This window comes from Prescottella soli (genome assembly GCF_040024445.1).
Lineage (GTDB): Bacteria > Actinomycetota > Actinomycetes > Mycobacteriales > Mycobacteriaceae > Prescottella > Prescottella soli.
The window spans coordinates 4916137-4929602 of the sequence record NZ_CP157276.1; the positions used below are offsets into that span (position 1 = coordinate 4916137).

General features: G+C 70.5%; 9 protein-coding genes. 8 read left to right on the forward strand and 1 reads right to left on the reverse strand.

Annotation, left to right across the window (positions count from 1 at the left end):
• The first annotated feature begins 193 nt into the window (after positions 1-193).
• Entirely contained in the window at positions 194-1390 is a 1197-nt protein-coding gene (locus ABI214_RS22880) for an alpha/beta hydrolase family protein (protein ID WP_348604729.1), read from the forward strand.
• Positions 1391-1405: 15 nt separating this feature from the next.
• Here ABI214_RS22880 and ABI214_RS22885 read toward each other — a convergent pair whose 3' ends face one another.
• Complete coding sequence (locus tag ABI214_RS22885; protein ID WP_348604730.1) at positions 1406-2572, reverse strand: FAD-dependent monooxygenase; 1167 nt, start codon at positions 2570-2572, stop codon at positions 1406-1408.
• A gap of 173 nt (positions 2573-2745) precedes the next feature.
• Between ABI214_RS22885 and ABI214_RS22890 the strand changes: the two genes are divergently transcribed.
• From ABI214_RS22890 to ABI214_RS22920, 7 genes are all read left to right on the forward strand, one after another.
• On the forward strand, positions 2746-3033 hold the full coding sequence (locus ABI214_RS22890; RefSeq protein ID WP_348604731.1) for an acylphosphatase: 288 nt from the start codon (positions 2746-2748) through the stop codon (positions 3031-3033).
• A 22-nt stretch (positions 3034-3055) separates the two neighbouring features.
• Complete coding sequence (gene smc / locus ABI214_RS22895; protein WP_348604732.1) at positions 3056-6661, forward strand: chromosome segregation protein SMC; 3606 nt, start codon at positions 3056-3058, stop codon at positions 6659-6661.
• Between the two features lie 65 nt (positions 6662-6726).
• Complete coding sequence (locus tag ABI214_RS22900; protein ID WP_348604733.1) at positions 6727-7260, forward strand: glutathione peroxidase; 534 nt, start codon at positions 6727-6729, stop codon at positions 7258-7260.
• 120 nt (positions 7261-7380) lie between these two features.
• On the forward strand, positions 7381-8940 hold the full coding sequence (gene ftsY / locus ABI214_RS22905; RefSeq protein WP_348604734.1) for a signal recognition particle-docking protein FtsY: 1560 nt from the start codon (positions 7381-7383) through the stop codon (positions 8938-8940).
• A gap of 216 nt (positions 8941-9156) precedes the next feature.
• The gene (locus tag ABI214_RS22910; protein ID WP_408586328.1) at positions 9157-10548 is read left to right on the forward strand and encodes an ammonium transporter; all 1392 of its coding nucleotides are present in this window, start codon (positions 9157-9159) and stop codon (positions 10546-10548) included.
• A gap of 3 nt (positions 10549-10551) precedes the next feature.
• The gene (locus ABI214_RS22915) at positions 10552-10890 is read left to right on the forward strand and encodes a P-II family nitrogen regulator (protein ID WP_005512103.1); all 339 of its coding nucleotides are present in this window, start codon (positions 10552-10554) and stop codon (positions 10888-10890) included.
• A complete protein-coding gene (locus tag ABI214_RS22920) occupies positions 10880-13432 on the forward strand; it encodes a [protein-PII] uridylyltransferase (protein WP_348604736.1) in 2553 nt (850 codons plus the stop codon). Before ABI214_RS22915 ends, ABI214_RS22920 begins: the two co-directional genes overlap by 11 nt.
• Positions 13433-13466: the final 34 nt, after the last annotated feature.

The window sequence follows — 13466 nt, forward strand, 5'->3', positions numbered from 1 at the left end:
ATCGGTGCCGCCAGGCGCTGGACGCGGCTGGTAAGGCAGGGGACGATGAGCTGTGCGATGCGGTTCGGCTGCGAACACGTTCGACGGCCGGATCATCCCGTATGAGAACGAAGCCAGCTGCGCGAGAGCTTGATTCGCCGAGCATCTGAAGCTCTCGGGTCCGGCGGCCGGCCGAGGGAGTGGGGCGAGGGCTGTGGAGTTCATCTTCGATGACGAAGCGTTCAAGTTCGAGACGTTGCGTGCGGCTGGATTCGCTGGTGATGCAGGGGCAGACATCGGCGAGGTAGTCGTAACGGCGGCACAGATTCCCGAGGGCGACGAGGATGCCTGGACGGCGGCGTGGAGGGCGATCGCGGACCGGACTGCGCGGCGGGGGGAGGTGTCCCTCGAGGTCGGCGACAGCGTCAGCGCACGGGAGGCGTTCTTGCGTGCGTCCAGCTATTACCGGTCGGCCGAGTTCTATCGACGCAAAGATCCGTCGAACGATCCTCAGGTATTGGAGTTGTCCAGGCTGTCCAGGGACTACCTCGTCAAAGCCGGTGGCTTGCTGGACGGTCCGTTCGAAGAGGTGTCCATCCGGTACCCGGACGGTGAGATGCCAGGCTATCTGTTCCTCGTCGACGACAGCGGGAAACCTCGCCCTACCGTCATCTACACGAACGGTTTCGACTCCACTCGCGAGGAAGGCTACTTCGTTGTCGGGGCGGCGGCGCTGCGCCGGGGGTACAACTTTCTGGCGTATGACGGCCCGGGCCAAGGATGGATGATTCGGGAGAAGAAGGTGCCGTACCGGGCGGACTGGGAAAACGTCCTGGGCCCTGTGGTCGATTACGCGCTGACCGTGCCGGAGATCGACAGCGCCAAGATCGTGCATTTCGGTTACAGCCTGGGCGGCTACCTCGTCGCGCGGTATGCCGCCCACGATCATCGGTCGGCAGCGATCGTGTGTAACGACGGCATGATCACGTTCTACGCGTCCTACTCCCCGATTCCTGCTTTCCTTCTGCGCCTCATCGAGGAGGAGCGAGACGACGAGGCCATGCCGATCCTCGAGATCCTGATGAAGAGCGACACCAACGCGCGGTGGGGATTGCAGAACGGCATGTGGGTGTACGGGGTGGAGACCGTCGCCGACTACGTTCGCAGAACCGCTGATTACACACTGACCGCCGAAGACATCCGGCGGATACAGACACCGACGCTCATCCTCGAAGGCGAGGACGACAAGGTGTTCAAGGGCCAGGCCGCGAAGCTGGCCGCGCAGATGCAGGCCCCCTACGAACACGTCGTCATGCGAAATTCGGACGGCGCCGGGCAACACTGCCACGAAGGCGCTATGTACCAACTCCACCAAACGGTATTCAACTTCCTCGCGAAGACCCTGAGTTAGGGCGTCGAAGAGTCGTCACCGAGGAACGAAAAAGCGTCGTCCGGTTGCGGTTCCGAGCGACGACCGGTTGGCGAGGTCGATCCCGGCGCGCGACAGCATGACCAGGTGGGTGAGTCGCTCCCGCTCCCAGTCCGCCAGACGCGCGGCGGGCAGGTTCTGGCCGGGCGCCCAGCCGTGCAGGGCCGCCGCAAGCCCGGCCGCGTCCCCGAACGCCTTGGAGGTTCCGGAGGCAGTGTGGGGACGGACCGTTCCGGCGGCGTCGCCGATCAGGGCGGCGTGGTCGGCGACCATCCGATGAGGACGAAGATCGAACACGGGTTGCATGAAGACCTCGGAGCGCTCTACGAGCTGCGCGAATTGCGGTGGAAGCGATGCATCCGCGGTGGCGGCGAGCTCCGTGGCGGTTTCCGGCAGCATCTCTCCGGGCGGCAGGAACGTCGTGTACGACTTCCCGGATCGGCTGTCGAGAAGTCTCGGTAGAGCGTGCTCGGGCACGTTGGTGTACCACACCCAGTTGACGCGTCTGGAGCCCTCGGCCAGCTGGCCCTCGGGGCCGGGAACGAGGTAGCACAGCATCTGTAGGCCGTCCGAACCGAAGAACGTGAACCGGCCCGTCAGCAGCTCCAGCAGATCGCCCGGCAGGGCAGACTCCTGCTCCAGCCCCCGCCAGGCCACGTAACCGGCGTACGAGGGGTGCACGGCGTGATCGAGCAGTTGGCGAGTCGCCGAGCCGATTCCGTCGGCGCCGACGAGGAAGTGGCCCTGCGCTGTGTGCCCGTCGGCGAACTCGGCTGTGACCTCGCCGGCCTCGACTCGGACCCGTTTCAGGGCGCTGTCCAGGCGGTAGCAGACCCCGGCAAGGGGTTCTCGCAGCGTCCGGTACAGCGCGTCCCACGCGGTCATCAGCTGGGGGGCCTCGTATCGCTCGGCCCTGCCGTCGCGGTGGAGCCGTTGGCGCTCCCGCAGCTCGACGCTGACCGCTCGTGCCGACGTGCCGAGGCCGACGAGGAGCGCCTCCACCTCGGGCTGCATGACGATCCCGGCGCCGCGCGCCTCCATCCTGCCTGCCGAGCGCTCGTAGACGGCGATCTCGGCGCCGACGGCCCGCAGCTCGTGGGCGGCTGCGAGACCCCCGACGGAGCCCCCGACGATGACGGCTCTGAACGCCTTGCTCGGTTCCATGGGGTGTCTTCCTGTCGTCGGCATCGGATCGTGCAGCCCGTCCATGTTCGCGCTGTTGCGGGCGGTCGCACTCCGAAACCGACTCGTCACAACATGATTCGCCTCACAAAGACGACGAATCGGGCAGGCATCCGGGTTTTCGTCGATCGACCGCCCGTCCGATAATGGGCGGCATGGACGACACCGGCGCGACCGAACGCCTCACCGCCTGGGTACACGGTTACGTCCAGGGCGTCGGATTCCGGTGGTGGACGCGGGCCCGCGCGCTGGAACTCGGGCTGGCGGGCCACGCCACCAACCATGCGGACGGCCGGGTGCTCGTCATCGCGGAGGGGTCGCGGGACGCGCTGGAACGACTCCTGGGTTTGCTGCGGTCCGGGCAGACGCCCGGGAGTGTGACGCTGGTCGTCGAGCACTTCGGCGCGGCGCGCGGGGGACTTTCCGGATTCGTCGAGCGCTGATCCGCCGGTAAAGTCCACCGTCATGCACTTGAAGAGTCTGACGTTGAAGGGTTTCAAATCCTTCGCGTCCGCGACGACTCTGCGGTTCGAGCCCGGGATCACCTGCGTCGTCGGCCCCAACGGGTCGGGCAAGTCGAATGTCGTCGATGCGCTCACCTGGGTGATGGGGGAGCAGGGCGCCAAGGCGCTGCGCGGCGGCAAGATGCAGGACGTCATCTTCGCCGGCACGGCGGGTCGGGCGGCGCTCGGGCGTGCCGAGGTCACGCTCACGATCGACAACTCCGACGGTGCCCTGCCGATCGACTACTCCGAGGTCTCGATCACCCGCCGCATGTTCCGCGACGGCGCCGGCGAGTACGAGATCAACGGCAGCTCGTGCCGGCTGATGGACGTGCAGGAACTGCTCAGCGACTCCGGCATCGGCCGCGAGATGCACGTCATCGTGGGACAGGGGCAGCTGGCCGCGATCCTCGAATCGCGCCCCGAGGAGCGGCGTGCCTTCATCGAGGAGGCGGCTGGCGTCCTCAAGCACCGCCGGCGCAAGGAGAAGGCCGTCCGCAAATTGGACGCGATGCAGGCCAACCTCGCCCGGCTCACCGACCTCACCGCCGAACTGCGCCGTCAGCTCAAGCCGCTCGGCCGGCAGGCCGAGGTGGCGCGCCGGGCACAGACCGTGCAGGCCGACCTGCGGGACGCGCGGCTGCGTCTGGCCGCCGACGACCTCGTCACCCGCCGCGCCGAGCTCGCGAACCAGACGCACGACGAGAAGCTTGCCCGGCAGCAGCAGGAGGCCGTGCAGGCCGCACTCGACGCGGCCACCGGCGAGCTCGGCGGGCACGAACAGGCCCTGGCCCGGCTCGCCCCGCAGTCCGAGGCGGCCGGGCAGACCTGGTTCCAACTGTCGGCGCTCGCCGAACGCGTGAGCGCGACCATCCGCATCGCGCAGGAACGCGCGCGGCACCTCGAGGCCGAGCCGGTGGCCGGACGCGGTCAGGACCCGGACGAGATGGAGGCCCGGGCCGAGCGGATCGCGCAGGAGGAGGCCGAACTCGTCGCGGCCATCGAGGTGGCCCGCGCGACGCTCGAGGCCGCGCGCGAAGAGCTCGCCGACCGCGAGGAGGTCGCCGCGGAGGCCGAGCGGGCCCACCTGGCCGCGGTCCGCGCGGTCGCGGACCGGCGGGAGGGGCTGGCGCGGCTCGCCGGGCAGGTCGAGACGTTGCGAACCCGCGCCGAATCCGTGGACGCCGAGGTGTCGCGTCTGGACGTCGCGATCGAGGAGGCCCGGCAGCGCGGGGACGTCGCGCAGGCGGAGTTCGAGGCCGTCGAGGCCACGGTCGACGATCTCGACGCCGGCGAGGTCGGGCTCGACGGGCAGCACGAGCGGGCCGTCGCCGCACTGGATCTCGTCACCGAACGGGTCGCGGAACTGCGGACCGCCGAGCGTGACGCCGGGCAGGAGGTCGCATCGCTGCGGGCCCGCATCGACGCGCTCTCGATCGGGCTCGAACGCAAGGACGGCGGCGCGTGGCTGCTCGAGCACCACGGCGACCGCGGGTTGGCCGGTCCGGTGGCCGAGCTGCTGCACGTTGAGCCCGGCTTCGAGGCCGCCGTCGCCGCCGTCCTAGGTCCCGCGGCCGACGCGATCGCCGCCGAGTCGGCGGACGCCGCCACGACCGCCGTCCAGGCGCTCAAGGACGGCGACGGTGGACGGGCGTCCCTCCTGTTCGGTGTCGAAACGTCCATGCCGGCAGCACGATCCGATCTGCCTTCCGGGGCGCGGTGGCTCCTCGACGTCGTCGACTGCCCGGACGCCGTGCGCGCCGGCGTGGTGGCGCTGCTCGGGGGCGTCGCCGTGGTCGACTCGCTGACCGACGGCGTGACGCTGGTGGCCTCGGTATCGGGTGTCGGCGCCGTCACCCGCGACGGCGACCTAGTCGGCCCCGGCTGGATCACCGGCGGCTCCGACCGTCGACCGAGCACGCTCGAGGTGCAGGCCGCGATCGACGCGTCGGTGGCGGCGCTCGCCGACGCCGAGCGTCGGGCGCAGGAACTGTCGGCGGCGCTCGCCGGCGCCGTCGCCGAGCAGGGCGACCGCGCCGAGGTGGCCGAGCAGACCCTCGCCGCGCTCCACGAATCCGACGCGACCATGGCCGCGGTCTACGAGCAGCTGGGGCGGCTGGGGCACGTCGTGCGCGGCGCGCGCGCCGAGTCCGAGAGGCTCGTCGCGCAGCGGGCCGAGGCCGAGGGCGGTCGGGGGGAGACCCTGGCGTCGCTCGCCGAACTCGAGGAGCGGTTGCGCCGCGCGGAGGAGGAGCAGCCCGGCGGTGACCCGGCCGATCTCGCGGGCACCGGCAGCAGCGACGCCGAGCGGGAGATGGCGGCCGCGGCGCTCGCGCAGGTGCGCGCCGTCGAGGTCGAGGCCCGGTTGGCGGTCCGGACCGCCGAGGAGCGTGCGGAATCCGTTCGCGGCAAGGCGGATTCGCTGCGCCGAGCGGCTCAGGCCGAGCGAGAGGCGCGGGCCCGCGCGGAGCGGGCGCTGCGGGCGCGGCAGCAGGCGGCGGCCGTCGCAGCCGCGGTGGCCCAGGCCGGCGAGCGGGTGGCCGCGCAACTCGAACGCGTCGTCGCGGCGGCGGCGGCGCACCGCGACGAGCTGACCAGGCTGCGGACGACGCACGCCGAGCAGGTCGAGGCGCTCAAGGAGCAGGTCCGACAGCTCACCGCGCAGATGTCCGCGCTCACCGATGCGGTACATCGCGACGAGGTGGCGCGCGCGCAGGCCGCGCTGCGCATCGAGCAGCTCGAGGAGACGATCCTCGAGCAGCACGCGATCGCGCCCGACGACCTGATCGCCGAGTACGGCCCGGACATCCCGCTGCCGCCGTCGGAGCTGGAGATCGCCGAGTACGAGCAGGCACGCGAACGCGGCGAACAGGTGGTGGCGCCCACCGCGCAGCCGTACGACCGCGCGACCCAGGAACGTCGGGCCAAGCGCGCCGAGAAGGACCTGGCGACCCTCGGCAAGGTCAACCCGCTCGCGCTCGAGGAGTTCGCGGCCCTCGAGGAGCGGTACAACTTCCTGTCCACCCAGCTCGAGGACGTCAAGAACGCGCGCAAGGACCTGCTCGGGGTGGTCGCCGACGTCGACGCCCGCATCCTGCAGCTGTTCACGGAGGCCTACGCCGACGTCGAGCGGGAGTTCGTCGAGGTGTTCGCGACGCTGTTTCCCGGCGGCGAGGGCCGGCTCGTCCTCACCGACCCGTCGGACATGCTCGCCACCGGCATCGACGTCGAGGCCCGGCCGCCCGGCAAGAAGGTCAAGCGGCTGTCGCTGCTGTCCGGTGGCGAGAAGTCGCTCACCGCGGTCGCGATGCTGGTCGCGATCTTCCGGGCGCGGCCGTCGCCGTTCTACGTCATGGACGAGGTGGAGGCCGCGCTCGACGACACCAACCTGCGTCGGCTGATCGGTCTGTTCGAGCAGCTGCGCGAGAAGTCGCAGCTGATCGTGATCACGCATCAGAAGCCGACGATGGAGGTCGCCGACGCGCTCTACGGCGTCAGCATGCGCGGCGACGGCATCACCACCGTCATCTCGCAGCGACTACGCGGACATGACCTGGTTGCCGGGTAATTCCGGGACCATCACCCACGTGCGTGCACCCCGCACGTCCACACCCGAACTACATGGGAGAACCGATGAACGCCCACAACTTCCCCGTCCAGACCGCCGATGGGGCCACCGAGGACCTCAGCGCGAACCAGGGCAACCTGCTGCTGATCGTCAACGTGGCGAGCAAGTGCGGACTCACCCCGCAGTACGAGGGACTCGAGGCGCTCTACCAGGCCAACAAGGACCGCGGACTGCAGATCGTCGGCTTCCCGTGCAACCAGTTCGGGGACCAGGAGCCCGGTGACAACGCCGAGATCCAGCAGTTCTGCAGCGTCAACTACAACGTCACCTTCCCGGTGTACGCCAAGATCGAGGTCAACGGCGACGGTGCCCACCCGCTCTACCAGTACCTGCGTGCCGCGGCTCCCGGTGACTTCGGCCCCGATCACGGCTTCCTGTTCGAGCACGTCAGCAAGACCAGCCCCGAAGCGATCGGCACCGACGCGGTGAAGTGGAACTTCACGAAGTTCCTCGTCGACCGCGACGGCGAGGTCGTCCGCCGCTTCGAACCGACCGTCACCCCCGAGCAGATCGCCGAGGAGATCGCCGAACTGCTGTAGCGCCGAGTCCGCATGTGGCACTCGCGATCGCACCCCGAGTGCCACATGCGGACCGCCGACGCGCCCCGGCCGACTCGCCCGCGGACGTCACAGCCTCGAGCAGCCTGACAGGATGTTGGGGTGACTACCGGAGCCTGGATAGCAATAGCGGCCGTACTGGCCGTCCTGATCGTTGCGCTCGTCGTCGGCCTGACCATCGCCCGGCGCCGCCGCATCAGCCTCACCGCCGCGCCCGAGAAGCCCGAGCTGACGGAGAAGCCGAAGGACCGTTCGGGCGGTTATCAAGCCGGTGGCGGCTTCAACTTCAGCCAGGGACCGACGGCCACCGCGCCGCCCAAGGTGCCCCCGGCCGCCCCCAAGACGCCGCCGGTCCTGCCGGTGCCGCCGGTCGCGCCCCCGGTTCCGCCGGCCGCGCCCGAGCCCGCCCCCGAGGCGAAGCCCGCGGTCGCTCCCGAACCGGTCGTCGAGGAGCCGAAGCCGGTCGCCCCGCCGGAGGCCCCCGCCGTCGAGCCGGAGGCGCCCGTCGCCGAGCCGGAGGCGCCCGTCGCCGAGCCGGAGGCGCCTGTCGCCCCGGCCGAGCCCACGGTCGCTCCCGAGCCGGTCGTCGAGGAACCGGCGGCCGTCGAGCCCGAAGCTCCCGTCGCGGAACCTGAGGCTCCCGTTGCCGAGCCGGAGCCGGTCGTCGAGGCGGAACCCGTCGCGGAGCCCGTGGCCCCGGCCGAGCCGGAGGCGGCACCCGCCCCGGTCATCGAGGAGATCGCGCCCACCGCGGGCCGGCTGGATCGCCTGCGCGGCCGGCTGTCGCGGTCGCAGAACGCGGTCGGCAAGAGCCTGCTCGGTCTGCTCGGCGGCGGCGACCTCGACGAGGATTCGTGGGAGGAGGTCGAGGACACGCTGCTGATCGCCGACCTCGGCACCGCGACCACCACCAAGGTCGTCGAGCGTCTGCGCGCGGAGATGGCCTCGCGCGGTGTGCGCACCGAGGCCGAGGCGCGCGCGCTGCTGCGTGAGGTCCTCATCGACGAGCTGCACCCCGAGATGGATCGCTCCATCCACGCGGTGCCGCACGGCGACCACCCGGCCGTGCTGCTGGTCGTCGGCGTCAACGGCACCGGCAAGACCACCACGACGGGCAAGCTCGCCCGTGTTCTCGTCGCCGACGGCCGCCGCGTCCTGCTCGGTGCCGCCGACACGTTCCGCGCCGCCGCGGCCGACCAGCTGCAGACGTGGGCCGAGCGGGTGGGCGCCGAGGTCGTGCGCGGCAAGGAGGGCGGCGACCCGGCCGCGATCGCGTTCGACTCGGTCGCCCGGGGCATCGAGGACGGCGTCGACGTCGTCGTCATCGATACCGCCGGACGTCTGCACACCAAGACCGGCCTGATGGACGAGCTCGGCAAGGTCAAGCGTGTGGTCGAGAAGAAGGCCGCCGTCGACGACGTCCTGCTGGTCCTCGACGCCACCGTCGGACAGAACGGCCTCATGCAGGCCCGCGTGTTCGCCGAGGTCGTCGACATCACCGGCGTCGCGCTCACCAAGCTCGACGGCACCGCCAAGGGTGGCATCGTCTTCCAGGTCCAGAACGAGCTCGGTGTGCCGGTCAAGCTCGTCGGTCTCGGCGAGGGCGCCGACGATCTGGCCCCCTTCGAGCCGGAGGCATTCGTCGACGCGCTGCTCGGCTGAGAGTCCTTCACACGCCGCTGCCCGGTCCCTGTCTCAGGGGCCGGGCAGCGGCGTTTTCGGTGGTTTCGAACGCTTCGGCCGGATTCGGTGACGCCGCGAAACCCGACTGCAACACAACCCGCCGATCCGTTCACCTATCCGAAACTCAGCGAAACCACGAATGAAACACCGTGTGAGCACTCTTCTCTTCAGTACGGCACGACTGTCACGACATGAATGACGAGGAGGCTCACCGTGGACTTTCCCACCATCGGAGCCCCGGACACCGGGGACACCGCGTGGATGCTCACCAGCGCCGCGCTGGTGCTCCTGATGACGCCGGGCGTCGCGTTCTTCTACGGCGGCATGGTCCGCGCGAAGAGCGTGCTGAACATGATCATGATGAGCGTCGGCGCGATGGGTGTCGTCGGCATTCTCTGGGTGCTGTTCGGCTACTCCATGGCTTTCGGTAACGACAAGGGCGGAGTCGTCGGGGATCCGACCGAGTTCTTCGGACTCAAGGGCTTGTTCGGCGGTCAGTACCTCGCCGACGCGCATACGGGCGCGGCCGTGGCCATCCCGTTGGTCGGCACCATCCCGGCTCTCGTGTTCGTCGCCTTCCAGGCGATGTTCGCGATCATCACCGTCGCCCTGATCTCGGGCGCGGTGGCCGATCGCATGAAGTTCGGGGCCTGGCTGCTGTTCGCCGGACTGTGGGCGACGATCGTGTACTTCCCGGTCGCGCACTGGGTGTTCTCCTTCGACGGCGTGACCGCCGAGACCGGCGGCTGGATCGCCAACAAGCTCAAGGTCATCGACTTCGCCGGCGGCACAGCGGTGCACATCAACGCCGGTGTCGCGGGCCTGGTGCTGGCCCTGATGCTCGGCAAGCGTCGCGGCTGGCCCAAGACGCCGTTCCGGCCGCACAACCTGCCGTTCGTGATGCTCGGTGCCGCGCTGCTGTGGTTCGGCTGGTTCGGCTTCAACGCGGGCTCCGCGCTCGGCGCGAACGGGGTCGCCGCCGCCGCGTTCGTTACCACCGTCGTGGCCACCTGCGCCGCGATGCTCGCGTGGCTGCTGGTGGAGAAGCTCCGCGACGGGCACGCCACCACCCTCGGCGGCGCGTCCGGCATCGTCGCGGGTCTGGTCGCCATCACCCCGGCCTGCTCGTCGGTGGATATCGTCGGCGCGATCGTCGTCGGTGTCGCCGCCGGCGCGCTGTGCGCCCTCGCGGTCGGCCTCAAGTACCGCTTCGGCTACGACGACTCGCTCGACGTGGTCGGTGTCCACCTGGTCGGTGGTCTCGTCGGCACGCTGCTGGTCGGAGTGGTCGCAACCGAGGGCGCACCGGCCGGTGTGAACGGGCTGTTCTACGGCGGCGGATTCGACCAGTTGTGGCGTCAGGCGGTCGGCGCGGGCGCCGTGCTCATCTACTCCTTCATCGCTACAGGGGTCATCGCGCTTATCGTGAAGGCCACGATCGGACTGCGGGTTCGCGCAGAGGCCGAGGCTCGCGGCGTGGACGAGAGCGAACACGCCGAGAGCGCCTACGACTTCGTCGCGCTCGCCGGAAGCCCGGTCCAGGGACGCACGCCGGCGCCCATCACCGTTGCTGCCAGGGAGGCATAGGACATGAAGCTGATCACCGCAATCGTCAAGCCGTTCACTCTCGAGGACGTCAAGACCGGACTCGAACAGGCCGGCGTACTCGGCATGACGGTCAGCGAGGTCCAGGGGTACGGACGGCAGAAGGGCCACACCGAGGTCTATCGCGGGGCTGAGTACTCGGTCGACTTCGTGCCCAAGGTTCGCGTCGAGGTCGTCGTCGAGGATTCGGTCGTCGACAAGGTCGTCGAGGTCATCGTCGAGGCCGCCCGCACCGGCAAGATCGGTGACGGAAAGGTCTGGGTCACACCGGTCGAATCGGTTGTCAGGGTTCGAACCGGGGAACGAGGTGGCGATGCGATCTGACCCTCAGGGGTCCGGATTCGACGGCCCTGATCCTGTCGCCGTCACGGCGGCGGGGTCGGGGCCGTCCGGGTCTCACGGACCGGAGACGACCCATCCGGGCGACGCGGGCGATCTCGCGCGGGCCCGTGAACAGTTGCTGGCGGGCGGCACCCGTCAGCACCGCCTCGACGCCGTGTCGCTGCGGCACGCTTTGGTCGATCTGCACGAATTCTGGCTCACCACAAAGGGAAACGAACTCGGCATCCGGCCCGACTCCGGGTTCGCGATCGTCGCGGTCGGCGGACTCGGCCGACGCGAGATGATGCCGTACTCGGACCTCGATCTGATCCTGCTGCACGACGACGTCGACCCGGCGCTCGTCTCCAAGGTGGCCGATCAGCTGTGGTACCCGTTGTGGGACGCGCACATCAAGCTCGACCACAGTGTGCGGACGGTGCCGCAGGCACTTCAGGTGGCGGCGTCCGACCTCACCGCGACCCTCGGCATGCTCGAGGCCCGGCACATCGTCGGTGACGTCGAGCTGAGTCACCTGCTGATCGGCGGCGTGCGCCGGCAGTGGCGCACCGGAATCCGTTCGCGCTTCGACGAACTCGTCGAGCAGGCGCAGACGCGCTGGGCGCGCAGCGGCCAGATCGCGCACCGCGCCGAACCGGACATCAAGAACGGCCGCGGCGGCCTGCGCGACGTCCAACTCCTCAACGCGCTGTCCATCGCGCAGCTCACCGACGGGATGCCGGGCCTGGGACCGGCCACCCCCGGGGGCGGCCTGGCGCTCGCGCACCGTCGGTTGCTCGACGTCCGCACCGAACTGCACCGGGTGGCGGGCCGCTCCCGCGACCAGTTGCGCGCCCAGGACGCCGACGAGATCGGTGCCGCGCTGCGGATCGGCGACCGGTTCGACCTGGCCCGCATGCTCAGCGACTGCGCCCGGACGATCGGCTACTCGGTCGACGTGGGACTGCGGACCGCGAACAACTCGCTGCCGCGGCGGGGACTGTCGAAGCTGCGCCGGGTGCCGATGCGTCGGCCGATCGACGAGGGGGTCGTCGAGCAGTCGGGCGAACTGGTGCTGGCGCGCGACGCGCGCCCGAAGCGGGACCCCGGGCTGGTGGTGCGGGTCGCGGCCGCGTCCGCCGCGACCGGTGTGCCGATCTCGGCGTCGACGCTGGGCCGGCTGTCCGACAGCGCCCCCGAACTGCGGGAACCGTGGCCCAAGGGTGCGTTGAGCGATTTCCTGGTGCTGCTGGGCTCCGGTCACCGGGCCGTCCCGACCATCGAGGCCCTCGACCGCACCGGGCTGTGGGGGCGGCTGCTGCCCGAATGGGGGGCCGTGCGGGACCTGCCCCCGCGCGACGCCGTGCACACGTGGACGGTCGACCGGCATCTCGTCGAGACCGTGGCGCAGGCCGGGGCCCTGACGACCCGTGTCGCGCGGCCGGACCTGTTGATGCTGGGCGCGCTCCTGCACGACATCGGCAAGGGCCGCGGCGGCGACCACAGCGAGGTCGGCGCCGAGTTGGCCGCGCAGATCGGGGGACGGCTGGGGCTGTGGCCGTCCGACATCGTGCTGCTGGCCGGGATGGTGCGCCACCACCTGCTGCTGCAGCAGACGGCGACCCGACGCGACCTCGACGACCCGACGACCGTGCAGATGGTGGTGGACAAGCTCGGCGGCGACCCGGCGCTGCTCGAGTTGCTGCACGTGCTCGCCGAGGCGGACTCGCTCGCGACGGGGCCGGGAGTGTGGGGCGACTGGAAGTCGTCGCTCATCGGCGAGCTGGTGCGGCGGTGTCGGCTCGCGATGGCGGGGGAGCCGTTGCCGGTGCCCGATCCCGTCGACCCCGAACTCGCCGAACTCGCGGCCGAAGGCGGCGTGCACGTCGCACTCGTTCCGGGAGGCTCCGCCCACACCTACGTCGTGACGGTCGTCGCGCCCGACACGCCCGGCCTGCTGTCGCACGAGGCGGGTGTGCTGGCGCTGAACTCGCTGCGGGTGCTGTCGGCGTCGCTCGGCCACCACGGCGAGTCGGCGATCAACTCGTTCGTCGTGGCCCCGAGGTTCGGCGCCCCGCCCCAGGCCGGGCTGCTGCGTCAGGAACTCATCCGGGCCGTCGGGGGCGAGATCGACGTCCTCGACCAGCTCGACACGAAGGAACGGGAGAGCCGCGAGAACCAGGCCCTCGAGGACCGCACGGCGGCGGCCGTGCCCGTCCAGTACGCGCAGGCGCCGCCGCGCGTGATCTGGTTCGACGCCGACAGCGGCGGTGCCGCCGAGCCGGGCCAGGCGATCGTGGAGGTGCGTGCCGAGGACCGGCTGGGCCTGCTCAGCCGACTGGCGCGGGTCTTCGAGCGGCACGGCGCGGACGTGCGCTGGGCGAAGGCGAGCACGCTCGGCTCGTCCGTGGTGGACGCGTTCTGCATCCAGCTGGCCGACGCCGACACCCGCGCACACCGCGTACGACTCGAGCGCGCGATCCTGGCCGTGGTGCCGGCCCCGGAGCCGAAGAAGAAGGAGGACGCCGCGGCCGAGTCGACCGCCTGACGCCCCCCGCGTTCGCGCTTCCGGCCAGGGTTGC